This window comes from Olleya sp. AS48 (genome assembly GCF_038900355.1).
Lineage (GTDB): Bacteria > Bacteroidota > Bacteroidia > Flavobacteriales > Flavobacteriaceae > Olleya.
Genome location: NZ_JBBMRD010000003.1, coordinates 189,052 through 215,838, shown reverse-complemented (window position 1 = coordinate 215,838; position 26,787 = coordinate 189,052). Strand labels below are relative to the sequence as shown.

Below are 26,787 nucleotides of genomic sequence, written 5' to 3'. Positions count from 1 at the left end.
AGCAAACCTGCGTTAAGTTTTGTAGTTTTGGTATTCTATCAAAATTACTATTATGTCAGACAATAAACGCGTCTTTTTAGTCGATGCCTACGCTTTAATTTTTAGAGGTTACTATGCCTTTATAAAAAACCCAAGAATAAACTCTAAAGGAGAAGACACCTCTGCTATTATGGGTTTCATGAATTCGTTATTAGATGTTATAAAACGTGAGCGTCCTGATCATTTAGCAGTTTGTTTTGATAAAGGCGGAAGTGCTGACAGAGTTGAAATGTTTGAAGCCTATAAAGCCAATCGTGACGAAACGCCTGAAGGTATTAAAACTGCTGTACCTTATATCATGGAGATTTTAAAAGCCATGCATATTCCAATTATGGTTAAAGCTGGTTATGAAGCGGATGATGTTATTGGGACTTTAGCTAAACAAGCCGAAAAAGAAGGCTACCAAACCTTTATGGTAACACCTGATAAAGATTTTGCGCAATTAGTTAGCGAAAACATTTTTATGTACAGACCAGTGTTTGGAGGTGGTTATGAAACTTGGGGAATCCCAGAAGTACAGAAAAAATTTGAAGTAACAGACCCTTTACAAGTCATTGACTTTTTAGGAATGATGGGAGACGCTAGTGATAATATTCCTGGTTTACCTGGTGTTGGAGAAAAAACCGCTAAAAAGTTTTTAGCACAATATGGTAGCATGGAAAACCTTTTTGCTAACACACACGAGCTTAAAGGTAAAATGAAAGAAAAGATTGAAGCCAACCAAGAGTTAGGTTTACTTTCTAAAAAACTAGCAACCATCATGCTAGACGTTCCTGTGACATTTAACGCTAAAGATTTTGAGTTAGACGCTCCAGATATTCCTAAAGTGACTGCCATTTTTCAAGAATTAGAATTTAGACGTCTAATAGATAATTTTACAAAAACCTTTACTTCTGGTGCAGAAGCCACATCGCTTGCTAACAACAACGCTTCGGAAAAAACAACACCAAAAGTGACACCAAAAGAAGCTGAAAGTGCTGGAGCTGGTCAATTTAATTTATTTGGAGGCGACCCAAATTCCGCAACAGCGATCTCTGACACAGATAGCTTAGCGCGAAAAACTGCCGAAACTACTGCTCATTTTTACCAAAGTGTAGCCTTAGGAATGGCAACTACATTATTTATCAAAAACTTAATGAGACAGACTTCGGTGTGTTTTGATACCGAAACCACAGGTTTAAATCCATTAACTGCAGAGTTGGTTGGGATTTCATTTTCATGGGAAATTGGTAAAGGCTTTTACCTACCCTTTCCGGAGGACAAAACCGAAGCACAAACACTAATCGAAACGCTTAGACCATTTTTTGAAAGTGAGACCATTCAGAAAATTGGACAAAATTTAAAATACGATATTAAGGTATTAGCCAAATACAATGTACAAGTCAAAGGTCCATTATTTGACACCATGTTAGCGCATTATTTAATTAATCCAGACATGCGTCACAATATGGATGTTTTGGCAGAAACGTACTTAAACTATACACCAATTACTATCACAGAATTGATTGGTAAAAAAGGAAAAAATCAATTATCCATGCGTGATGTTCCGTTGGAAAAACAAACGGAATATGCGGTTGAGGATGCTGATATCACGCTTCAATTAAAAGAACATTTTGAAAAGGAATTAGGCGAAGCTAACACTCAAAAATTATTTGATGATATTGAGGTGCCTTTACTTCGTGTATTGGCTGCTATGGAATTGGAAGGTATTAATTTGGATGTTGACTTTTTAAATAGCCTATCAGACGATTTAAATAACGATATCAACACTTTAGAAAGCAAAATATATGAGGTTGCTGGAGAGGAGTTTAATATTGCCTCACCAAAACAATTAGGTATTATTTTGTTTGAAAAACTAAAATTGGTTGACAAACCTAAAAAGACAAAAACAGGTCAATATGCAACAGGAGAAGACATACTGTCTTACCTAGCTAAGGATCATGAAATTATTCGCAATATTTTAGATTATCGTGGTTTAGCAAAACTTAAAAGTACCTATGTGGATGCGTTACCACTTCAGGTAGAGCCTGCAACAGGTCGTGTACATACAGATTATATGCAAACCGTTGCTGCCACAGGACGTTTAAGTAGCAATAATCCAAACCTACAGAATATTCCGATACGTACAGCACGTGGACGTCAAGTCCGTAAAGCGTTTGTACCACGTAATGAAGACTACACACTATTAGCTGCCGATTATAGCCAAATAGAATTACGTATTATTGCTGCGTTAAGTGAAGAAGAAACCATGATTGAAGCTTTTAAAAATGGAGAGGATATTCACGCTTCCACAGCATCAAAAGTCTTTAATGTACCTTTAAACGAAGTTACTAGAGAGCAACGTAGTAATGCTAAAACCGTAAACTTTGGAATTATCTATGGTGTGTCTGCTTTTGGGTTAAGTAACCAAACCGATTTATCGCGTGGTGAAGCCAAAGAGTTAATTGACACCTACTACGAAACCTACCCTAAACTTAAAAAATACATGAGTGCACAAGTAGATTATGCACGTGATCATGGATATGTGAAAACTATTTTAGATCGTAGACGTTACTTAAAAGATATAAATAGTCGTAATGCTGTGGTACGTGGTGCAGCAGAGCGTAATGCTGTTAATGCACCAATCCAAGGTAGTGCTGCAGATATTATTAAAATTGCCATGATTAACATTTATAACAAACTAGAAGCTGGTAATTATAAAACCAAAATGCTACTACAAGTACATGATGAATTGGTTTTTGATGTCTACAAACCTGAACTTGAAGAAATGAAAACCTTAATTAAAACCGAAATGGAAAATGCCTTTAAAATGGAGGTTCCGTTGGATGTTGAGGTAGATACTGGTTTGAATTGGTTGGAGGCGCATTAAGATGAAAACTATTTCTGTAACCTGTGCAATCATTCAATTTGACGATAAAGTTTTAGCTGTTCAAAGAAGTGAAACAATGAAACTTCCTTTGAAATGGGAATTTGCAGGAGGAAAAATTGAAAAAGGAGAAACAGAAATAGATTGTATTAAAAGAGAAATATCCGAAGAATTAAATATCCAAATTAAAGTCAAAGAAAAATTAACTCCTGTAACTCATGAATATTTAGATTTTAAAATTGAATTGATTCCTTTTACTGCCAATTATTTATCAGGAGAATTAATACTCAAAGAACATTCTGATTTTGTTATAGTTAATAAAGAAGAATTGATTAATTTAGATTGGGCTGAAGCAGATTTACCTATTTTAAAAGAATATTTATCACTATGAATCAAGGAATTTACGAAGAATTAATAACCCAATTAGTATCTGAAAAATTAAATGAACTTGATAAAGATAAATTCTTTCTAAAGAAAACTTCAATTGACAAAGAGGAAGCCTCAAGTGTTTTATCTAAACATCTAGCTAAAACTTTAAAACATGCATTTCAACTTATAAAAGGCAAAGCCGAATTACAAATTGAAATAGCTAATAAAATAATTAAATTACTTAAAGACGAATTAAATAAACAAGAATTTAATGATGATTTAGTTAGTGTAGAAGGTGAAATTTTAAAGGCAGTATTTTCAAAAACTGATGCGCACTTTTCAAATTTAGATTTAAGATTAAAAGAAATAACCCCTTACACAAGATTAACACAAAGTGAATTATTTACAGGTGGAAATGGTGGTCTATCACTAGAAAGTGAGCTTAAAAAGGAGATTCTTTCGTCTAACGAAATATATCTTCTTGTCTCTTTTATAAAATTTAAAGGCATCATTATTCTTGAAAAAGAGTTAAGAGAATTTACTGAACGTGGTGGAAAACTAAAAGTAATTACCACGACATATATTGGAGCAACAGATTATAAAGCTATTCAACTACTTTCAAAACTACCAAATACTGAAGTTAAAATATCGTACAATACAAGTAATGAAAGGTTACATGCAAAAGCATATCTTTTTTACAGAAATACTGGATTTCATACGGCATACATTGGTTCCTCTAACTTTTCAAGGTCTGCTTTGACTGATGGTTTAGAGTGGAATTTAAAAGTTACAACCAAAGAAGTAAGTCACATAATCGATAAATTCAATAAGACATTTGATTCTTATTGGAAGAGTGATGATTTTGAATTATTTGATGATTCTAAACACAAAGAGAAACTTCAAAATGCCTTAAAACAAAGTAAATTTAGTAAACCTTATGAAAACGCTACAGCTTTGTTTGATATTAAACCTTTTCCTTATCAAAAAGAGGTATTAGAAAAACTAGAAGTAGAAAGAACGGTTCATAAAAGATTTAGAAACCTTGTAGTAGCAGCAACTGGAACTGGAAAAACAGTTATTTCTGCGTTTGATTACAAACGTTTTAAACAAAATAATAAGTCTGCAAAACTTCTATTCCTTGCACATAGAAAAGAAATTATCCAAAAATCATTATCTACTTTTCAAGGTGTTTTAAGAAACAATAATATTGGTGAATTATGGGTTGACGGAATGGTTCCTGATAATTTTGAATTTGTATTTGCTTCTGTACAATCTGTCAAAAACAAGTTTAAAGAATATAACTTAACTCCCGATTATTACGATTATATAATAATCGATGAATGTCATCACCAAACCGCTAATAGTTATAGAGAAATAATTGACTATTTTAAACCAAAGGTTTTACTAGGCTTAACTGCTACACCTGAACGAATGGATGGTGGAGATATTTTAGAAGATTTTGATAATAAAATTGCTGCTGAAATTAGACTACCTGAAGCAATGAATCGAAAATTACTTTGTCCATTTCAATATTTCGGGATAACAGATAGTATAGATTTAACAAATGTAAGTTGGGCTAGAGGTAAATATGTCGCAAGTGAATTAACTAATCTGTATACCGAAAATGACAGAAGAGTTAGAGAAATTATTGACGCATTAGATAAATACACGAAAGATATAAATGAAGTTAGGTCTTTAGGATACTGTGTTTCTATGGAACATGCTAAATTTATGGCTGAAAAATTCACATTAGCAGGATTAAAAGCCGATTATTTAACAAGCATAAATAGTAAAGACAGAATTCAAATTCGTCAGAAACTTGAGAAAAAAGAAATTAATTACCTATTTGTAGTCAATATGTTTAATGAAGGTATTGATATTCCTGAAATTGATACTGTTCTATTTTTAAGGCCAACTGAAAGCTTGACAGTCTTTTTACAACAACTTGGAAGAGGACTGAGACTTCACGAAGAGAAAGATTGCTTAACAGTTTTAGATTTTGTTGGAAATTCCAAACCTGAATATAATTTTGAAAGTAAGTTTAGAGCTTTAATCGGTAAAACTAATACAACAGTTAAAAAAGAAATCGAAGATGATTTCCCGCATCTTCCTTTGGGTTGCTCAATCATTTTAGAGAAGAAGACAAAAGAAACAATTCTTAAAAATATTTCGGCTGCAACATCATTAAATAAAAACAAATTAATTCAAAGAATTCAGCAATATCAAAACGACACTAATTTACCATTAACAATAGGTAACTTTTGCTCGTTTTATAATATACCTCTACAATCAATATACAAAAGAGAAAGCTGGAAGCGTTTATGTCAATTAGCAGGAAGAATAGAAAACTTCAATTCTGAAAATGAGAAAGCTATTGTTTCAGCTATTTCAAACAAATGGTTATCTACAAATTCACTCAGTTATTTTTCTTTCATTTTAAAAATTGCAAAACAGAATTTTAAGGTGACAATTTCAGAATTGAATGAAAATGAAAAAACCATGCTTCTAATGTTGCATTACGATGTTTGGCAGAAAGAAGAAGGTTTCGATTCTTTAGAAAAAAGTATTCTCCAAATTGGAAATAATCTTGTTCTAGTCGAAGAAATAAAGGAAATTCTAGAATTTTTAATTGATAATATAGACTTCAAAGAATTACCGATTAAACTTCCATATGAACAACCATTAAAATTACATAGTCGTTATACAAGAGACCAAATATTAACTGCTTTCCAATTTAGTAGTTTCACAAAAAAATCATCTAATAGAGAAGGAACTGCATTGAATATAGATTTGAATACCGAATTACTTTTTATCAACCTTATTAAGTCCGAAGAAAACTTTTCACCAACCACAATGTATGATGATTATGCTGTAAATGAATTACTATTTCATTGGCAAACTCAAAACTCTGCAAGACCTGATAAAGGAAAAGGATTGTCTTACATAAAACATCAAGAGGACAATAAACGAATTTTACTTTTTGTTCGCGAAAAAGCAAAAGATGAATTTGGAAATACAAAAGGTTATGTTTTTATAGGAGAAGGAAATATAAAAGACCACTACGGTTCAAAACCAATGAGTATTAATTGGGAATTAAATGAACCAATGCCAAATTATATATGGAAAGATGCTGCAAAACTTTCTGTTGGATAAACCCTAATTTTTCCTACCCCTAAAATACTCCATACACTTAATAGCAGGATTTGTTTTTCGGTTTTTAAAGCCATGTGCAGCGCTGCTTACAATTAAAATTAAAGCAGCAACTATTGCAGTGTAGGCTACAGTGGTATTTGCGTTGTTATTAGCTACGTAAATAGCAATTAAAGCCCAAGCACCAACTAGTGCAAACTCGCGCATGTTACGTGTCCAGGTAACTATTAAGTTTATTACTGTGGCTATCACAATTAATAGTAAGGTCCAAACGGTTTGTGATAACCCAAAACCATCCCAATTATATTTTACTAAAACTGCTGATACATTGGCAATACTTGCTACTGTAATCCAACCACTATAAATTACAAATGGCCACCATAAAAAAACAATAACAGTGATTGGTGCATCAAACAATTCCATTTTATTTTTAAGGACTATTTGTAGTAATGCGACAAGTATTATAAAAATAAATACAGAGGACAATACAGTATAACCATAAATCCAGGTGACAATCCAAGCACAATTAGCAATACATGAGATAGCAAACCACCAACCTGTTGTTAGTATAAAATCGTTGTTTCTAACTTTTACAAATAGACTGCGTCCTTGATAAACAATAAATCCTGTTAAAAGCAAATAGATGATTCCCCAAATGGAAAACGCATATCCTGCAGGTGTAAATAAGGTATTGTATTGTTTAGAGACTTCGCCAATAGTCGTGTTATTTAATAAACCAGTATTGGATAAATAGTTCATTACAATCACGCTGACAAAAGCAATCCCATTGATTATTTGAAGTTGTTTTTTCATAGTTATAATATACTATATTTAAAACATCTTGAAAAAAATCTACACCAAAAAAAAGTTAATAGATTACTAATTTTTAACGACGTTTATTTTTGCTTTTAAACTTAGCCTTATTCTTACGTTGATTAAACGGAACAGCGTCATTAAAGGTGTTTTTAGCTTCACCTTTAGGTTTGTTTTTTCGCCATTTCTCCTCTTTACCAGGTAACAGCACGTCTAATAAGTCTTGACGTCCTAATTTATTTAAGGTCTTTTTGATCCACGCTTTGTTTTCGTCTTTATACCAAAAGAAAAAACGGTGTTGTTCGTCTTTCTCTTTTCTAGTAATTGGTGTATTTACTTTTTTAAGCGTGTAAGGATGGTAGCCACTATAATAAATTACAGTAGCCACAGTCATTGGTGTTGGTGTAAAGCCTTGTACTTGCTCTAACTGGAATCCCATGTCTTTGGTTTCGGCAGCTAGATTAGCCATGTCTTCAACCTCACAAGCAGGATGATTAGAAATAAAGTAAGGTATTAATTGAAGTTTTAATCCTTTGGCAATATTAATTTTATCAAAACGCTCTTTAAACTTATGGAAGTATTTAAACGACGGTTTACGCATTAATTTTAACACAGGATCACTAGTATGCTCTGGAGCCACTTTAAGTCGTCCAGAGACGTGCTTAGTCATGACTTCTTCCGTATAAGCATCTAACTCTTTTGGATCTGCATTTTTATTAAATTCTGGGACTAACATATCGTGTCGGATTCCAGAACCTATAAATGATTTTTTAACTTTTGGATGACTATCAACCGCTTGGTACAATTCGGTTAACGGTTTATGTGATGTATCTAAATTACTACATATTACTGGCGAAATACAACTTGGTGCAACACATTTATCGCAAATAGACTGTACTTTACCCTTCATTTGATACATATTTGCACTTGGTCCACCAATATCACTTAAATACCCTTTAAAATCAGGCATATTTGCAACAGTATCAACTTCTTTTAAAATAGATTCCTTACTACGTGAGGCAATAAATTTTCCTTGATGCGCAGATATGGTACAAAAGCTACAACCACCAAAACAACCTCTGTGAATGTTGATGGAAAACTTAATCATCTCGAACGCAGGAATTGGTCCACGTTTATCATACTTTGGATGTGGTAATCGTGTGTATGGTAAATCAAATGACGCATCAATTTCTGCTTCGGTCATTGTTGGATATGGTGGATTAATCATTAACACCTTATCTCCTACTTTTTGGAAAATTCGTCTTGCAGCTAATTTGTTGGACTCTTGCTCGATGACCTTAAAATTAGATGCATATTTTTTCTTATCCTTTAAACAGGTTTCATGCGAAGCGATTTCAATATCTTCCCAATTACTGTTCTTAGGTATTTTTTCGTCTTTATTCATTAATACAGCAGTTTGATTAACTGTATTAATACTACTAAATGGTACGCCTTTTTCTAGCAAACGTATGATTTCTCGCAAGGGTTGTTCTCCCATTCCGTACACCAACATATCTGCTTTAGAAGTTTCTAAAATTGTTGGCATTAATTGATCACTCCAATAATCGTAGTGTGTTACACGACGTAAAGACCCTTCGATACCACCAATTAACACTGGAGTATCTGGCCATTTTTCTTTTAAAATTTTAGAATATACAGACGATGCATAATCAGGTCTAAATCCAATATCACCATTTGGCGTGTAAGCATCCTTATCACGTTTCTTTTTATTAGCATTATAATTGCTAATCATGGGATCCATACAACCACCTGTAACACCAAAAAATAATCTTGGTTTACCTAATTTTACAAAGTCCTGAAGATTATCATTAACATTAGGTTGTGGTACAATAGCGACACGTAAGCCAAAACTTTCTAGCAAACGTCCAATAACTGCTGGACCAAACGTAGGATGATCCACGTAGGCGTCACCACTAAAAAGTATGACGTCTAGCTCTTGCCAACCACGTATCTTAACCTCTTTGTTAGTGGTAGGTAACCAATCTGATAATTTTAATTCTTGCATAACGTTGCAAAAGTATATAAAAAAAGACTGTGATGTATTTATTTTAAAGGGAATAGTTAATCTAGAAGCCTAAACTTTAACATCTAACGCATCGCGTAATGCATTACCAATTAGCATAAAAGCCATTACTAAAAGCATGATGCATAAACCTGGTAAAATAGCTAGATAGGGTTTACCTAAAATAATATAGTTGTAATGATCCTTAATCATTGCTCCCCAACTTGCCATAGGTGGTTGTGCACCAATACCTAGAAAACTAAGTCCAGACTCTATTAATATTGCTGCAGCAAAATTGGCTGCACATATTACAATCACTGGAGCCATAATATTAGGCAATATGTGTTTTGTTATTATCCTAAAATCGTTAAATCCTAAAGCTCTAGCTGCTGTCACGTATTGCATTTGTTTTGCACTAATAAGTTGTCCTCTAACGACTCTAGCGACTTCTACCCACATGGTTAAACCTACTGCTATAAATACTTGCCAAAACCCTTTACCTAAGGCTAAAGTAATTGCTATAACCAACAATAACGTTGGAATGGACCAGGTTACATTTATAATCCACATGATTAAAGCGTCTACTTTACCTCCATAATATCCAGCAACACTACCCATAAATATTCCAATTACCAGAGATATAAATACTGCTACAAAGCCAATAAAAAAAGAAATACGTGCACCAACCAATAAACGACTTAATAAATCACGTCCATATTTATCGGTTCCTAGATGGAAGGTTACGTTTTTTATATATTGAGACGGTGAATTTTGAGTGATATAAGACGCATCGATTGTTTTTGTGTCGCCTTCTAAACCATCAGAAGCAAACTCGGTGTACGTTAATTGGTTATTATGTATTGAATAACTTGAAATAGGAATTTCGGAGTCTGTATTGTTTATTCCGAAGAACACTTTTTGAAAAAGTGATTGCTCGTTTTTAATTTGAGAAGGTATGGTCAACATCTTAACATTAAAACCTGGAGGTTTAGAATGAATAGACACATGCATTTGATTGGCATTTTGAGAATTGTCTGGTGCAAATAAATACGCAAACACAGATACTAAACCAACTAATGCTACAAAACACAAACTAAAAACGCCCCAAAAGTTTTTTTTAAACTTTTGAAGCGCTAATTGTGATAAGGAGTATGTTTTTGTTGTCATTTTATAATTATCAATTCCTAAGTTTTGCGATGCTAAATATACAAATCAAAGGAATGACAAAACTACTAATTTTTTATCGTGGCTACTTTTTTAATTTCGTAAGTCATTTTTAAGTCGTTTAGCACGTTAAGCGCTTCTTCAACATAAACATCTTTACTTAAATTTTCATGCCATCTGTTACGTTTATCACGCAAGGTTGTGTCTTGATCAAACATTTTTTGCTCGTATGGTAACGACTCAAATGTTAAATTAGTTTTATAATCTGAAATCGCATCAAACTGCTTTGCTTCTTCTTCATTTAACTTTAACTCTGCTCTATATTTTTCGTAATTAAGCGAGTAGCTGTTATCATCCATTTTAGTCTTAGCCCATTTAGCACTATTTTCAATTAACTTTAATTGCTCGTTATTAGCCATACGCTCTTTACTATTAGCAATGGTACGATCGTAGTCAAAATAGCTATTCCAAACTTCAAAATCTACAGGTGTGATCTTATCCCAAGCTAATGGATTTTCTTGATCACGCTCACCTATGTCAATAAAACTGTAACGATCCGGAACAACAACATCACTTTTTACACCTTCTAACTGTGTTGATCCACCATTAATACGGTAAAACTTTTGACGCGTTAATTTTAAGGCTCCTAAATCTCCGTGAGAACTATTACGAACCATACGGTTTAAGTCTAATACATTTTGTACTGTTCCTTTACCATAAGTTTGCTTACTACCAATAATAATAGCACGTTTGTAATCTTGCATTGCTGCAGCTAAAATCTCTGATGCAGATGCAGATAACTCGTTAACCATAATTACTAATGGTCCATCCCAAACAATGGATTTATCAGTATCACGTAACACCTCTTTTGGCTCGTCGGTTGATCTAACTTGTACAATTGGTCCATCTTTAATAAATAAACCAGCCATATCTACAACGGTTCTTAAAGATCCTCCACCATTATTACGTAGGTCTAAAACAAGACCTTCAATACCTGCTTCTTTTAAACGCTCAATTTCTAATTTAATATCTGTTGCAGCATTACGGTTATTGTAATCTTCAAAATCTACATAAAATTTAGGCAGATTTATTATTCCGTAATTTTTATTGTCTTTTTTAACTATTGAAGACTTAGCATAAGTCTCTTCCAGCTCTACTAAATCTCTAGTCACTGCAATATCTTGGATAGTACCATCCACTTTTTTCATGGTTAAAATAACCTTAGTCCCTTTAGGTCCTTTAATTAATTTAATAGCATCATCGATACGCATTCCAACTACGCTTATTGCTTCTTTTTCTTTGTCCTGACGTACTTTCATTATAACATCACCAACTTCTATCTCTCCATCTCTCCAAGCTGGTCCACCAGAAATAAGTTCTACAATTTTGATGTAGTCCATTTTTTTCTGTAAACGTGCTCCAATACCTTCAAGTTTACCAGACATTTGCTGATCAAATCTATCTTTATCTGTTGGTGCTAAATAAGAGGTGTGTGGATCAAACTCTTCTACAATAGTATTCACATACATACCAAACCAATCCTCACGATCCATATCTTCGATATAATCAGTAAAATAATTATCTAAAGCTTTAGACGTTTCAGCTCTAGCTTCTGCTTCAATCTCTGTAATAGTTTTTTTAACTACAGGCTCTTTTTCAATAGCTTCAGTACCTTCCTCGTCTTCCTTTACTTTGGCTGTATCATTTTGCTCATCCATTAAAGTATCGTAACTAGACAACGTATTAAATTTTAACTGTTGTCTCCAACGCTCTTTTAACCCTTTTTTGTTTTTAGCGTATGGTAAGTTTTTATAATCTGTGTTATAATCTTCGTCTTGATTAAAATCAAAAGGCTTTGCTAAAATATCTTTATAATAAGACTTAGCTTCTTCTTGACGTTGCACTAAACGCTCATAAACCATACTAAAAAATGAAATATCATAAGCTCTTAACTGATCATCAATTTCGGTTTCAAACTTTTTAAAATCGTCAACATCTGACTGCAAGAAGTAACGTTTTAAAGGGTCAACCAACTCTAAATAGTCCGAATAAATTTCTGCAGAAAAAGCATCATTTAATTCTTTTGGTTCAAAATGTAACTGGTCTAAAGCTAAAGTTATGATTTGTATTAAAAGTTTGTCTTTATCTGGATCGTCATCAACTTTAGTGGTAAAACTACAAGAACCAAATGCTAATAATAGTACTAGCAATATTATATTATATTTCCTTTTCATGTGTTCTGTTTAAATTTTTTCGAGAAATTTCTACTAAAGTAAAGAAAAAACCATGCCAATAAAATCTAATCCACCTAATTTTTTGTTAAACTGAAGAAATTGAGTAGATACGGGAGAATTTATGTATTTTAGCTAAGTAATTTAATAGACTACTATGAGTAAAAAACCACTAATTTTAGTGACTAATGATGATGGCATAACTGCACCAGGAATTTTAGCTTTAATTGAAGTTATGGAAACCTTAGGCGATGTCGTTGTAGTAGCACCAGATAGTCCGCAAAGCGGAATGGGTCATGCTATTACATTAAACAATGTACTACACTTAGATAAAGTCTCTAAAAAAGGAGACAAAACTTTAAAATACAGCTGTTCTGGGACACCTGCAGATTGTGTTAAAATTGCAATTAACGAGGTTTTAGACAGACGTCCAGATTTGTGCGTATCTGGTATTAATCATGGCTCCAACAGCTCCATCAATGTGATATATTCTGGAACTATGAGTGCTGCTATTGAAGCAGGAATTGAAGGTATACCTGCTATCGGATTTTCTTTGTTGGATTACAAATGGGATGCAGATTTTGAAGCTTCTAAAAAATACATTAAACAAATAGCTAAAAATGCTTTACAACATGGTATTGCTGATGGTATGATACTAAATGTAAACATTCCTGCTTTAAAAAAGAAGGACATAAAAGGCATTAAAGTTTGTAGACAAGCAAGAGCTAATTGGAAAGAAAAATTTGACAAAAGACAAACACCACAAGGTAGAGATTACTACTGGTTAACTGGTGAATTTGTAAATTACGATAAAGGCACAGATACTGACGAATATGCTTTATCTGAAGGTTATGTTTCTGTTGTACCTGTACAATACGATTTAACTGCGCACCATTACATGCAAGAACTAAATACGTGGCAATTTGAATAACAAAAAACACATTATTCTTGGCTTTATTTTAGGTGTGATTTCTACAGGAATTGGTGTATTACTATACATCGCATTCTTTTCTAGATATGGCATTGAAGAGACTTTTAAAAAAGCCATACAGTTTAAATTTGTTGACAAAATAGTTAGCTTAGGCGCTTTGCTTAACTTAGGTTTGTTTTTTCTATTTTTAAACAGAAAAAAAGATGATTTGGCAAAAGGTGTGCTAATAGCCACACTAATAATTGGATTAATTATTATAATAAATAGATTATAAATTGAAGTATTACATTATTTCTGGCGAAGCCTCTGGCGATTTACATGGTGCAAACCTAATGAAAGCGTTGCAAAAACAAGATGCATCAGCTGATTTTAGGTTTTGGGGAGGCGACTTAATGCAATCTGTTGGTGGCACATTGGTAAAACACTATAAAGCTCTAGCTTTTATGGGATTTTCTGAAGTGATCATGAATTTAAGGACTATTGCCAAAAACTTATCGTTTTGTAAAACAGATATTGCAAACTATAATCCTGACGTGATTATTTTTATTGACTATCCTGGGTTTAATCTACGTATTGCAAAATGGGCTAAGACTAAAAATTTTAAAACACATTATTATATTTCTCCTCAAATTTGGGCTTGGAAAGAAGGTCGTATTAATGCTATCAAACATGATGTAGACCAAATGTATGTGATCCTACCGTTTGAAAAAGACTTTTACGAAAACAAACATAATTATCCTGTGCATTTTGTTGGACATCCATTAATAGATGCTATTGCAGACAGAACACAAGTGGACGATAAAACGTTTAGAAAAACACATGGTTTAAACGAAAAACCAATTATTGCCCTATTGCCAGGAAGTAGAAAGCAAGAAATAACAAAAATGTTATCCGTAATGCTTAGTGTTGTAGATGACTACCCTGACTACCAATTTGTAATTGCAGGTGCACCAAGTCAGGATTACGACTTTTATAAAACTTTTATTAAACAAAGTAATGTCCATTTTATAAGTAACAAAACTTACGATTTACTAAGTCTTGCGACTGCTGCTTTAGTGACCTCTGGAACAGCAACATTAGAAACCGCTTTGTTTAAAGTGCCTCAGGTAGTTTGCTACAAAGGTAGTTGGGTGTCTTACCAAATTGGTAAACGAGTAGTAAACCTAGATTATATTAGCTTAGTAAACTTAATATTGGATAAAGAGGTTGTAACCGAATTAATTCAGGGTGACTTTAACACTAAACGTCTAAAAAAAGAGTTAGATACTATACTAGATAGCTATGAACGTACTAAATATTTTATGAGTTATTATGACTTAGAAAAAAAATTAGGTGGAAAAGGTGCTAGTGAAAACACAGCTAAATTAATATATAATTACATACACGATTAATTATTAAATGAATAAAATTGTCCTACTTTTAATATTAGCAACATTAATGTCTTGCGGAAGCAGTAAAAGCAAGCGTGTTGTCACTACAAAATCTGAATCTGAAGTTATCAGCCAAACCAACAATAAACCTGCTAGACGTGGTCCTGCTAGAAAAACCAGCACAAAATCTACTAGAGACATAGCTACTGATGATCAATTAGAAGATAATCAATCTGTAGAAGCCATAGCTGTTAACAATCCACTAATTGCAAGCATTATTAATAATGCACAAAGCTATGAAGGTGTTAGATACAAATATGGTGGTACTACAAAAAAAGGAATGGATTGCTCTGGATTAATCTATACAGCATTTCAATCTGAAGATATTAGTTTACCACGATCTTCAAGCGCTATGGCTACGCATGGTGACTGGATAGATGTAAAAGAAGTTAGAGAAGGTGACTTACTGTTTTTTGCCACAAAACGGAACAGCAGAACCGTTAACCATGTTGGTTTAGTAACGTCATCTAGATTAGGACGTGTAGAATTTATTCATGCAAGTACAAGTAAAGGTGTAATGACCTCCCTTTTATCTGAACGCTATTGGTACTTTGCTTTTGTCCAAGCACGACGATTATTGTAAGAAATTGACTATATTGAAGTATGAAATTGCTTCATTTTTCAATTATAAAATTCACAATTTGCTTAATAATTGGCATCGTACTTTCTAAGATACTAAGTATTTCGGTACTTTATAGCTGGTTTATAACTATAAGTCTTACAGCGCTTTCCGTTATTTTATATTTTATTTTCAAAAAGAAAAGTAACCACATTTATCTTTTTGGTACTATTATCTACTTAACTTTTGTAGCTTTTGGTCTTTTTATATCTAATAGTAACGAAGATTTAAATAAAACCAATCACTTTAGTAATTATATAAGTAAAGATACCACCACTAGTACTACAACTTTTAGGATTAGAGAATTATTAAAACCTAATGCTTATAGTCAGCGTTATTATATTGACTTGCTTCAGATAAATAACAATAACGTTATAGGCAAAGCATTGCTAAACGTTAAAAAAGACAGTTTACAATCTATATTACCTATAGACGCTATTTATACGACTGCCATACCATTAGTGGACGTTAAAAAGCCTTTAAATCCAGATCAATTTAGTTATAAAAATTATTTAGAAAAACAGCAAGTACACTTTCAGCTATATGCTGATCACACCAATATACTGCAGCTTCAAAATAAAACACATACCCTATTTGGATATGCAGCTAAATTAAGAAATCACATAAATAGCAAATTAGATAAGTATCAATATACAAATGACCAGCTGTCCATTATTAATGCCTTAATATTAGGGCAAAGACAAAATATAACAAAAGCAGTTTATGACAATTACACCAATGCAGGAGCCATACACATATTAGCAGTTTCTGGGTTACATGTTGGTATAATATTGTTAATACTAAATTTGGTATTCAAGCCTCTAGAACGTTTAAAAAACGGGAAGTTTTACAAAACCATAATACTCGTTATTTTATTATGGACCTATGCTTTAATTGCAGGTGGTTCTGCATCTATTATAAGAGCAACAACCATGTTTAGTATTGTTGCTATAGGTATTAACTTAAAACGTCCGACAAACATCTATAACACCTTAGCTGTTTCTGTTTTTATTTTACTATTAATTAAACCTAATTTTTTATTTGATGTAGGTTTTCAGTTAAGTTATGCTGCAGTAATAGCAATCGTTAGTTTTCAGCCTATATTAGAAAAACTTTGGACACCTAAATACAAAATTGTAACGCTGTTATGGCAAACGCTAACAGTAACCGTTTCAGCTCAATTTGGAATTATCCCTATTAGTCTATATTATTTCCATCAATTTCCTAGTTTGTTTTGGCTATCCAATCTAATTGTAATTCCATTTTTAAGTATCATATTAGGTTTAGGTTTACTAGTAATAACATTAGCACTATTTGGTTTACCTAAAACATTTTTGTCAGACACATTTGGAATGGTTATCAATTGGATGAATTCCTTTTTTGAATGGATTTCTAGTCAGGAAGATTTTTTAATAATTGATATTCCGTTTACCATCGCTCAGGTGATTATATCCTATATTTTTATATTTTGCCTTTATGCACTTTACCATAATAAGAATTATAGGTGGTTACAATTTACCTTAATTTCGGTCTTGGTTTTACAGTTATCCTATACCATTGTCCAATTTAATAGTAAAAGCAATCAGTTTATTGTATTTTATAAAAGTAGAAACACACTATTAGGTAAAAAACATAACAATCAATTAGCAACCTTTTCTACATTAAAAACAGCAGAAACAAATTCTATAATTAGAAGCTATGCAGTCAAAAACGCATTACAAACATCGGCTTCAAAACCTGTAACTAACATATACAAACTGGACAACAAACATGTATTAGTTATTGATAGTTTGTCCGTATTTAATGTAAAAGGAATAACAATAGATTATGTTGTATTAACACAATCTCCAAAATTAAACCTAGAGCGATTAATTGACAGCTTAAAACCAAAGGTTATAATAGCAGATGGAAATAATTATAGATCGTATGTAAATCGTTGGGAAGCTACTTGTTTAAAACAAAAACTCCCGTTTTACCACACAGGTAAAACAGGAGCTTATATTATAAACTATTAAAAACGGTTTAATCGTTTTTAAAGGTTGCTTTAAAGGCTTTGTAATAGGCATCAAAATCTGCTTGAGTTTTCATGTCTTTATGTTTATTAGACTGAAACATTTTTAAATACAACTCTAAAGCTTGTGGTGTTTGATAACCTGTAATTGGAGATATTAATTGAGCATCTTCATCAAAAAATAGCAACGTTGGATAAGCTCTAATCCCTAAACCACGTGAAAGCTCGTGACTAGAATTTCTAGTTTTAGCTTTAGCTGGATTGTAACTCGGGTTTTTATATGTTTTTCCTTTAAAGGTAATTTCTTCATTTCCCTCAGCATTAAACTTCACAGCATAATAATACTTATTTACGTAAGCAATTAGGTCTTTATTAGTAAAAGTTCTAGCATCCAAAAGTTTGCATGGACCACACCAAGCTGTGTAAGCATCCATCATTATTTTTCTAGGTTCTTTTTTTTGAAGCTCAACAGCTTCTTCAAGTGTTACCCAGTTAATTTTGTCTTGTGCAAAACTACTAACTGTTAATAACAATGTTAGGGCTAAAAATATGTTTTTCATGGTATTTATTTTATATCTTTTATAGTCGCAAATAGTGTTCCAAATTTACAAAAAAATAAAACGCCTCATGATAGAGGCGTTTATTTTAATAATATATTAAGTGTTAATTATTGTACACCATGCATCATACGCTTAATCTTACCATTTAATAAAAGCATAATTACACCTGCTCCTATTGGAATTAAAGTAAAGATTAAGAAGAATGTTGATAAACCGTAATCTTCCATAATTGGATCCATGTAACTTGCTGTCCAACCTCCAATTACACCAGCTAAGAAATTTGCAATAAACCAAATACCAAACATCATACTTACTAGTTTTACTGGAGCTAATTTACTAACATAACTTAAACCTACTGGAGACACACAAAGCTCTCCTAAAGTATGCAATAAGAAAGCAATAATTAACCAAATCATACTAACTGAAGCTGACTTTGCGCCATCTGGGATTCCTGAAGCTCCATATGCTAATGCAGCAAAACCTACTCCTACAAGAATTAACCCTAAAGCAAATTTAATTGGTCCTGATGGGTTGTATTTGCTTTCCCATATTTTAGAAAATACTGGTGCAAATAATATAATGAATAATGAATTTAATACAGAGAACCATGATGCTGCAACTTCAGTAGCTTCAGATGTAAACTCTCTATATAACATCCAAATAACAATCACCCAAATAATTAAAAAACTAAATCCTAAGAAAAAATTTGATAAGGCATACTTTTTAAAAGTTTGCTTAAATAGCATTCCTAAAACCCATGTTAACACAAATAAAGGGACTAATGTAATAATTGAATTAACTATATTAAAAACCGTTGCAGACTCTCCACTTAAAGCACGATCTGTATAATCTGCTGCAAAAATGGTCATAGATCCACCTGCTTGCTCAAATGCCCACCAAAAAAATACTGTAAACAAAGCAAAAATACCAATTACAGTCAAACGGTCTTTTGTAACCTTAGACGACTTAGCATCGTCAATAACGTCTTCTACATCATCTCCAATTGCTTCCATTGAATGTTCTAATGTATCGTCAAGGTCCTCACTATTATTTGGAGATAATCCAATGTTACCAAATATTTTTTGTGCAAAGTAAAATTGCAACATTCCAAAAAACATAAATACACCAGCTAATCCAAATCCATAATGCCATCCTATTTTCTCACCTATATAACCACATAAAAGAATACCTAAAAATGCTCCTGCATTAATTCCCATGTAAAAAATGGTGTAACCAGCATCTTTCTCTTTTCCTTGACCTTTATATAATTGACCAACAATTGAAGAAATATTTGGCTTAAATAAACCGTTCCCTAAAATAAGAAAGACTAATCCAATGTAAAAAAACATATCTGTTAATCCCTCTAAAGCCATAGCAGCATGTCCTAAAGTCATTATTAAAGCACCAATAACAACGGACTTTCTAAAACCTAAAAATTTATCAGCTAAATAACCACCAATTATTGGTGTTAAATAAACCAATCCAATATACCATCCATACATTAAGGTTGCATCTTCACGCTCCCAACCCCATCCTCCTTCAAGGATTGACTTTGTTAAAAACAGTACTAGTAAAGCACGCATCCCATAATAGGAGAATCGTTCCCACATTTCAGTAAAAAAGAGTACAAATAATCCAGACGGATGACCTAAAACGGTCTTTTGATTGGTTTCTGAACCTCCAAATTTAAATTCCATAAGTTATAATATTAGTTAGTTTAATTAAAGTTTATCGCCTAAAGTGCAATTGATAAAGTTTGTCATTTTTGTATATAAATGCAATCTTGTATTACCTCCATAAATACCATGGTTTTTGTCTGGATATATCATCCATTCAAATTGCTTATTAGCTTGTACTAAAGCTTCAACCATACGCATTGTATTTTGTACGTGTACGTTATCGTCTCCTGTACCATGTATTAATAAAAAGTCTCCTTCTAATTTATCTACATGATTTATTGGTGAGTTGTTATCGTAACCACTAGCGTTTTCTTGTGGTGTAGTCATATAACGCTCTGTATAAATAGAGTCGTAAAACCTCCAACTAGTTACAGGTGCTACAGCTATTGCCATTTTAAACACATCGTTTCCTTTAAATAACGCATTACTTGACATAAATCCACCATAAGACCATCCCCAAATTCCCATTCTGCTAGAATCAACATATGTTCGTGCTCCTAATAATTTTGCTGCTTCAATTTGGTCTTCAACTTCAAATTTACCTAATTCATTTTGAGTTACTTTTTTAAAATCTGCACCTTTCAAACCTGTTCCTCTTCCATCAACACAAGCTATAATATAACCTTGTTGCGCCAACATTTGATACCAATAGTCATTTGCACTATGCCATTTATTAGCCACTTGTTGAGATCCTGGACCTGAATATTGAAACATAAACAATGGATATTGTTTGTTAGCATCAAAATTGGCTGGTTTAATCATCCACATATTTAAGTCGTTTCCGTTTACAGAAATAGTAGAAAACTCTTTTTTAGATATTGTATAAGCCTTTAAAGTTTCCTTTAAATCGCTATTATCTTTTATGGTTTTTAAAACTTTTCCTGTACTAGCATCATTTAAAGTGTATAAATATGGCGTTGTCGCACTTGAAAAGGTATTAATAAAGTAAGTGAAGTTAGCACTAAAGTCTGCATTGTTTGTGCCTTCGTTTTGTGTTAATCTTCTTTTTTGAGTTCCGTTTAATTTAATAGAATAAACGTCTCTGTTAATACTTCCGTTTTCTACTGACTGATAAAAAATACGATCTGAAGCACTATCATAACCATAATACTCTGTCACTTCCCAATTACCTTTAGTAATTTGGTTAATTAACTTTCCTTTTTTGCTATAATGATACACATGGTTGTAACCATCTTTTTCGCTACTCCAAATAAAGGTTTTGTCCTTTAAAAACGTTAGATTGTCTGTAATATCTATGTAAGCTTTATCCTTTTCTTCAACAACCAAATACGCTTCGTTTTGACTAGCATCAATCATCCATAAATCTAATTCGTTTTGATGACGATTCATATAAATAGCACTTAACATATTAGCGTCATGAGACCATTTAATTCTAGGGATATAAAAGTCGTTGTAAGTTTTATTCACTTTTACTTCTTCTAATTTATTTTTATCTAAATCAAAAAGATGTAAGGATACTACTGCATTACGTTCTCCTGCTTTTGGATATTTAAAAACGGTTTGTGTTTGATACAAATCCTTACCATAAACGTCCATAGAAAACTCAGGTACATCACTTTCGTCAAATCTAATAAATGCTATTTTGTTACTATCTGCATTCCAATCAAATGCTCTAACAAAACCAAATTCCTCCTCATAAACCCAATCCGTAATACCATTAATTACTTTGTTTTTTTTGCCATCAAAAGTTAATTGTGTAACGTCGTTAGTTTCTAAATTTTTAACGTATAAATTATTTTGATAACCGTAAGCTACTTTTTTACCGTCTGGAGAAAAAGTTGGTTCTTGTATTTTATGATTTGCTACACTATGGATAGACTTTTCTGACACATCATACACCACATATTTACCTAACGAAGAACGTCTAAAAATAGATTCTTCTTCAAAAGCTAAAAGTATTTTGTTTTCATCCTTACTAAAGGTATAATCAGAAAAATATTTTAAATCTAAATCCTTAGAGCTAACTAACGTTTTAACCTTTTCTAAAGTCTTATAGTCGTAAATATCGATTGTAGTTGTAGCACTTGCGCGATCAAAGTTTAAAACCGAATATTGTTGACCATTATTCATAGAGTGTAAGGCGTCTAAACCTTCTGTCCTAAAGGTACCACTCCATATTTCATCAAGTGTAAATTCCTTATTTTGAGCAGTTAAAAATGTACTTGCTAAAAAGCAGAATAGGGAAAGGATTCTTAAAATCTTCATTTAAAATTAATTATTTAATAATAGGATGTCAAGTTTACTAAAAAATACCCAAAAAACCGCCAACATTAACAGATAAATCAGCAATATTACGCGTACTACTATAATTTGAAAGTGTATATAGTATCTTTGCATTTCAAAAATAATAACATGAGCACACTCGTTTCTGGATTTTCTAAATTATCAAAAGCTGAAAAGATTAATTGGCTAATTAAAAATCACCTGTCAGCCTATAAAGATGCTGAGACCATCCTAAAGCAATATTGGAATAGTGATCAAAAGCTACAACAGTTGCACGACGAGTTTATTGAAAACACAATAACTAATTATTTTTTACCCTTTGGAATTGCACCAAATTTTGTTATTAATGACAAGATTTACACCATTCCAATGACAATTGAAGAAAGCTCTGTAGTTGCTGCTGCTAGTAAATCTGCAAAATTCTGGCAAACCAGAGGTGGATTTAAAGCAACCGTTTTATCTACTACTAAAATTGGTCAAGTCCACTTTACATATTCAGGAAGTTATAGTGATTTAAAAAACTATTTTGACATTATAAAACAGCAACTTATAACTGACACCAAATCCATTACTAAAAACATGGAAAAACGTGGTGGTGGTATTTTAGATATTGAATTAAGAGATAAAACCAGCGATTTAGATAATTACTATCAGTTGCATGCTACTTTTGAAACCTTAGATGCAATGGGAGCAAATTTTATAAACTCGTGTTTAGAACAATTTGCTAAAACATTTAAAACCGAAGCTGAACATCACTTACAATTACCAATAAATATTGTCATGAGTATTTTATCTAATTACGTACCTGAGTGCGTAGTTAGAGCTGAAGTAAGTTGTAAAGTTGAAGCTTTAGCTGAAAAAGACATAGATCCAAATACATTTGCCGAAAAATTTGTACAAGCAGTTAATATTGCAGAAATCGAACCTTATAGAGCTGTTACCCATAACAAAGGTATCATGAATGGGATTGATGCTGTTGTGTTGGCTACAGGTAATGATTTTAGAGCTGTAGAAGCTGGTGTACATGCCTACGCTGCAAAAGACGGAAAATATAGTAGCTTAACGCATGCTAAAATTGAAGATGGCATCTTTACTTTTTGGATGGAAATACCCTTAGCTTTAGGTACTGTTGGCGGTTTAACAAGCTTACATCCTTTAGTCAAACTAGCATTACAAATTTTAGACCAACCTAATGCAAAACAATTAATGCAAATTGTAGCTGTTGCAGGATTAGCGCAAAATTTTGCGGCTTTAAGAAGCTTAACCACAACTGGTATACAAGAAGGACACATGAAAATGCATTTAATGAATATTTTAAATCAGTTTGAAGCAACACCTTCTGAGAAAGAACAGATTGTAAATCACTTTAAAACTAACGTAGTTACACATAGTGCTGTTGTAAAAGCTATTGAAAATCTAAGACAGTAATGCAAACCTTTTATAGTCACGGAAAATTATTACTTACTGCAGAGTATGTTGTACTTGATGGCGCTAAAGCGTTAGCAGTTCCCACTAAATTTGGTCAACAATTAACAGTGGAGTCTATTGATAAACCTCAAATTATATGGACAAGTTTGGACCACAACAACGCCATTTGGTTTGAAGATATATTTAGTTTAGATGAAATTAAAGTCGGTTACCTTTCTCGTAATCCCATCTCTGATAGGCTAATTCAAATCCTAAAGGCTATAAAGCAGTTAAACCCTGAATTTTTAACTTGTAAAACAGGTTTTAAAATAACCACAATACTTGAGTTTCCTAAAAATTGGGGATTGGGTACATCCTCTACTTTAATAAATAATTTAGCGCAATGGGCTAACGTAGATCCATACCAATTATTAAACTTAACCTTTGGAGGTAGTGGTTATGATATTGCTTGTGCACAAAATAGTAAAGCTATAGTTTATCAATTAACGGACAACCTACCTGTAATAAATATATTAGACTTTAAACTTGACTTTTTTGAAAACCTATATTTTATTCATTTAAATAAAAAACAAAATAGTCGTGATGGTATTGCACATTATAAAGCTAACAAACACGACTTAGCAAATACAATAAAAGCTATTAATGCAATAACAAGTAATGTTATTAAAAGCGAAACGCTAGAAGATTTAAAAAATTTAATAGAACAGCACGAAACCATTATAAGTACTATAACAAATCAAACTAAAGTTAAGGACACCCTTTTTAGCGATTTTAATGGTAGTATAAAAAGTTTGGGTGCTTGGGGAGGCGATTTTATTTTAGTCGTAAGTAAAACCAATCCAACAGACTATTTTAAAGCTAAAGGTTTTAATACTATATTAAACTATAAAGACATGGTCTTATAAAAATAATGCATAAAAAAAGCCTCTTAAATTATTAAGAGGCTTTTTTTATATGTAAACTATAGTAGTTTATTGTACCGTTTTAGCTCTAAAATCTTCAATCTCTGCGGACTCTTTTAAAGCACTGTATAATCTAGTTTGTACTGCACTTAACTTTTGTGCACTTACTTGATTAGCAAATGGTAAATAGTTTTCTAATTCAACAGCTGGTGTCTTTTTAGTAACCTGTACCATAAACACACCTGTGTTTCCTTTTATTAATTTAGAAGCTACACCTTCTTTTAATCCAAAAGCAGTACCTACAACCATTGGCTCTTTTCCTGCTCCTGCAATTGTTGGGTTTTTCATGTTTATTGCTGAAGATGATTTAACCGTTTGGTTTTCTGCTGCAGCAAAATCTGCTAATGTTGAAGCGTTAACTCTGTCCATTATCATTTTAGCTTTTTTCTCTTTTCTAATTGCTGGTAATGCAGTAACTGAAGCATCTTCAACACTCATTAATCCTTTCTCTTGCTTACCAGTTAATTGTGCAATTACAATTCCTCCTGGTACGTTATCAAAACGCTTGTAGTCTCCAACTGCAGTTGCATCTTCAAAAGCCCAACGTACAATTTGACGTTGATTTCCTAAACCAGGAATACTTTCGTCTAACTCGTTAGCTGTCATTGGACGTACTTCGTAGTTTGCATTTTTAGCTACTTCTGCAAAGTTTCCTTTAGCAATTGCTAATTCAAAATTAGATGCATCAGCAAATATTTTGTCTTCTGTTTTAGAAGAAGGCTCTATTTTTCTAGCAATTGTTGCTAATTTAGCTGCAGTTTCAACATTTTTCTTATCGTCTACTCTAATAATGTGGTAACCAAACTTTGTTAAAACCACGTCTATACTTCCAGTTTCATTAAAAAATAAGAAGTTAGCAAAGTCAGGGTCAAAACTTGCAGGATTATAAGTTGTTAATCTTGTCCAACCAATACTTCCGTCTTTACCTTTAGTTCCGTCAGAGTTAATTTCATTTGCTACTTCTGCAAATTTAGTTTTATCATTTTTTACTAAAGGAAAGATACTATCGATCATTGCTTTAGCTTCTTCTTTAGTTCTAGTAACATCAGCTGCTGCTCTTGTTGTTCCAACAAAAGGAATTACAATATGGCTAGACTCGATTGAATCTGCTAATTTTTTATAATCTAATACTTTAGTTACTTTATAATAGTTACCGTCTTTATATGGACCGTAAGTTTTTCCAGCTTCTAAATTAAAGATAGTGTCTGCAATTGTTGCTGGTAAGCTAGATTTGTATTGGTACTTGTCTACAAACTTTAAATCATCAGAGTTACTGTTTACAAAACCTTCTACATCTTTAGTATTAACAAAACCTAATTTGTTATCTGTAGCTTTAGTCGCTTCGTTATAAACTTCTTTATCTTTAAGTAAACCGTTAAGTTCATTTTTAATTTCGTTTTCATCTTCTAAAGAGGCAACTTCTTTAAAAAATACATATTGAAAATTTCTATTAGCTTCAGTTTGATAAGCTTTTTGATTTTTGTTTATGTAGTTTTTAATATCTGATTGCGATACGTTAACTTCTGTATCTGGAATAGATGTGTAAGGTACTTGCACATAATTAATATCTACTTTTTCTCCTTCTAACTTATGCTCTAACTGTCCTTCTGCTAATGTTGCAGTTGTACCAGCTTTAACCATGTTAAAGTAGTTAGATTGTAAAGCATTATTAGCTAAAGTTTGCTCTGTAGATAACCAATTTTGGTAAGCTTCAGCTGAAGAGCTTTTTAAATTATCTATAAACAACTTTAATTTAGATTCATCAAAAACACCATCTTCGTTTAAAAATGTAGGATCTGTTCCGTAAGATGTTTTGATAAGGTCACGCATCTGCTCAGACTCCACAGTCATTCCTAATTTTTCAATTTGACCGTTCATTACAGCTTCTCTAACTTTAGTCTCAAACACACTATTCATGACTTGACTAGTTGTTGCATTTGGTCCCATTTGTCTTTGTTGAAACTCTACAAGGTTAGAAAACTCTTCTCTTGAAATGTCTTGACCATTGATTGTTGCTACAACATCTGGAGATTTAGAAAATAATGCATCTTTATTATCAAATAAACTTGATAAAATAAAAGCGAATAACGCTAATGCAATAACTAAGATTAATACAACCGTTTTTTGTCTAATTTTATTTAAAATTGCCATTTTTTGTGATAAATTTTGTGAAATATAGTGGGCGAAAATACCATTTTCTATTCAATAATAAAAGTACTTTATTATAATAAATATATTAATTAAAAATACTGTTAGTAAAATAGTTAG

The 26,787-nt window shown here is 32.3% G+C and carries 18 protein-coding genes; 10 read left to right on the top strand and 8 right to left on the bottom strand.

Going from position 1 to position 26,787, the window contains the following annotated elements; genetic code table 11:
- Positions 1-52: 52 nt before the first annotated feature.
- From polA to WNY60_RS06005, 3 genes are read left to right on the top strand one after another with little or no spacing between them, the layout of a single operon-like run.
- Positions 53-2,908, top strand: coding sequence for a DNA polymerase I (polA, locus tag WNY60_RS06015; RefSeq protein ID WP_342861829.1), 2,856 nt, complete (start codon positions 53-55; stop codon positions 2,906-2,908).
- A gap of 1 nt (position 2,909) precedes the next feature.
- Positions 2,910-3,296: a (deoxy)nucleoside triphosphate pyrophosphohydrolase gene (locus WNY60_RS06010; RefSeq protein WP_054852603.1), complete on the top strand. Its 387-nt coding sequence runs from the start codon at positions 2,910-2,912 to the stop codon at positions 3,294-3,296.
- On the top strand, positions 3,293-6,427 hold the full coding sequence (locus WNY60_RS06005; protein ID WP_342861827.1) for a DUF3427 domain-containing protein: 3,135 nt from the start codon (positions 3,293-3,295) through the stop codon (positions 6,425-6,427). The genes WNY60_RS06010 and WNY60_RS06005 overlap by 4 nt, the downstream gene beginning before the upstream one ends.
- 3 nt (positions 6,428-6,430) lie before the next feature.
- Here the strand turns inward: WNY60_RS06005 and WNY60_RS06000 are convergent, their stop codons facing one another.
- The 4 genes from WNY60_RS06000 to WNY60_RS05985 form a co-directional block, all read right to left on the bottom strand.
- The gene (locus WNY60_RS06000) at positions 6,431-7,237 is read right to left on the bottom strand and encodes a tryptophan-rich sensory protein (RefSeq protein ID WP_342861826.1); all 807 of its coding nucleotides are present in this window, start codon (positions 7,235-7,237) and stop codon (positions 6,431-6,433) included.
- A gap of 73 nt (positions 7,238-7,310) precedes the next feature.
- Positions 7,311-9,263, bottom strand: a complete 1,953-nt coding sequence (locus WNY60_RS05995; protein ID WP_145003719.1) for a YgiQ family radical SAM protein — start codon at positions 9,261-9,263, stop codon at positions 7,311-7,313.
- Positions 9,264-9,332: 69 nt separating this feature from the next.
- Positions 9,333-10,427: an ABC transporter permease gene (locus WNY60_RS05990; protein WP_342861825.1), complete on the bottom strand. Its 1,095-nt coding sequence runs from the start codon at positions 10,425-10,427 to the stop codon at positions 9,333-9,335.
- Positions 10,428-10,492: 65 nt separating this feature from the next.
- A complete protein-coding gene (locus WNY60_RS05985; protein WP_342861824.1) occupies positions 10,493-12,658 on the bottom strand; it encodes a carboxy terminal-processing peptidase in 2,166 nt (721 codons plus the stop codon).
- A 154-nt stretch (positions 12,659-12,812) separates the two neighbouring features.
- Here WNY60_RS05985 and surE point away from each other — a divergent pair, with 154 nt between their 5' ends.
- From surE to WNY60_RS05960, 5 genes are read left to right on the top strand one after another with little or no spacing between them, the layout of a single operon-like run.
- Positions 12,813-13,586 carry a 5'/3'-nucleotidase SurE gene (surE, locus tag WNY60_RS05980; protein ID WP_339808744.1) on the top strand — a complete coding sequence of 258 codons (774 nt, stop codon included), beginning with the start codon at positions 12,813-12,815 and terminating at the stop codon, positions 13,584-13,586.
- Entirely contained in the window at positions 13,579-13,860 is a 282-nt protein-coding gene (locus WNY60_RS05975; protein ID WP_145003730.1) for a hypothetical protein, read from the top strand. Before surE ends, WNY60_RS05975 begins: the two co-directional genes overlap by 8 nt.
- Before the next feature lies 1 nt (position 13,861).
- Entirely contained in the window at positions 13,862-14,977 is a 1,116-nt protein-coding gene (gene lpxB / locus WNY60_RS05970; RefSeq protein WP_342861822.1) for a lipid-A-disaccharide synthase, read from the top strand.
- A gap of 7 nt (positions 14,978-14,984) precedes the next feature.
- Complete coding sequence (locus tag WNY60_RS05965; protein ID WP_261375359.1) at positions 14,985-15,599, top strand: C40 family peptidase; 615 nt, start codon at positions 14,985-14,987, stop codon at positions 15,597-15,599.
- A gap of 20 nt (positions 15,600-15,619) precedes the next feature.
- Positions 15,620-17,650: a ComEC/Rec2 family competence protein gene (locus WNY60_RS05960; protein ID WP_342861821.1), complete on the top strand. Its 2,031-nt coding sequence runs from the start codon at positions 15,620-15,622 to the stop codon at positions 17,648-17,650.
- A gap of 7 nt (positions 17,651-17,657) precedes the next feature.
- Here the strand turns inward: WNY60_RS05960 and WNY60_RS05955 are convergent, their stop codons facing one another.
- The 3 genes from WNY60_RS05955 to WNY60_RS05945 all read right to left on the bottom strand — a co-directional run bounded on the left by WNY60_RS05955 (position 17,658) and on the right by WNY60_RS05945 (position 22,111).
- Positions 17,658-18,206: a thioredoxin fold domain-containing protein gene (locus WNY60_RS05955; protein ID WP_145003739.1), complete on the bottom strand. Its 549-nt coding sequence runs from the start codon at positions 18,204-18,206 to the stop codon at positions 17,658-17,660.
- 107 nt (positions 18,207-18,313) lie between these two features.
- Positions 18,314-19,903: a peptide MFS transporter gene (locus tag WNY60_RS05950; protein ID WP_145003742.1), complete on the bottom strand. Its 1,590-nt coding sequence runs from the start codon at positions 19,901-19,903 to the stop codon at positions 18,314-18,316.
- 24 nt (positions 19,904-19,927) lie between these two features.
- A complete protein-coding gene (locus WNY60_RS05945) occupies positions 19,928-22,111 on the bottom strand; it encodes a S9 family peptidase (protein ID WP_342861820.1) in 2,184 nt (727 codons plus the stop codon).
- 147 nt (positions 22,112-22,258) lie between these two features.
- Here WNY60_RS05945 and WNY60_RS05940 point away from each other — a divergent pair, with 147 nt between their 5' ends.
- Both WNY60_RS05940 and WNY60_RS05935 read left to right on the top strand, forming a co-directional pair.
- On the top strand, positions 22,259-23,557 hold the full coding sequence (locus WNY60_RS05940) for a hydroxymethylglutaryl-CoA reductase, degradative (RefSeq protein ID WP_145003748.1): 1,299 nt from the start codon (positions 22,259-22,261) through the stop codon (positions 23,555-23,557).
- On the top strand, positions 23,557-24,462 hold the full coding sequence (locus WNY60_RS05935) for a GYDIA family GHMP kinase (RefSeq protein ID WP_342861819.1): 906 nt from the start codon (positions 23,557-23,559) through the stop codon (positions 24,460-24,462). Before WNY60_RS05940 ends, WNY60_RS05935 begins: the two co-directional genes overlap by 1 nt.
- Positions 24,463-24,528: 66 nt before the next feature.
- Here the strand turns inward: WNY60_RS05935 and WNY60_RS05930 are convergent, their stop codons facing one another.
- On the bottom strand, positions 24,529-26,670 hold the full coding sequence (locus tag WNY60_RS05930; RefSeq protein ID WP_339808751.1) for a peptidylprolyl isomerase: 2,142 nt from the start codon (positions 26,668-26,670) through the stop codon (positions 24,529-24,531).
- Between the last annotated feature and the right edge of the window lie 117 nt (positions 26,671-26,787).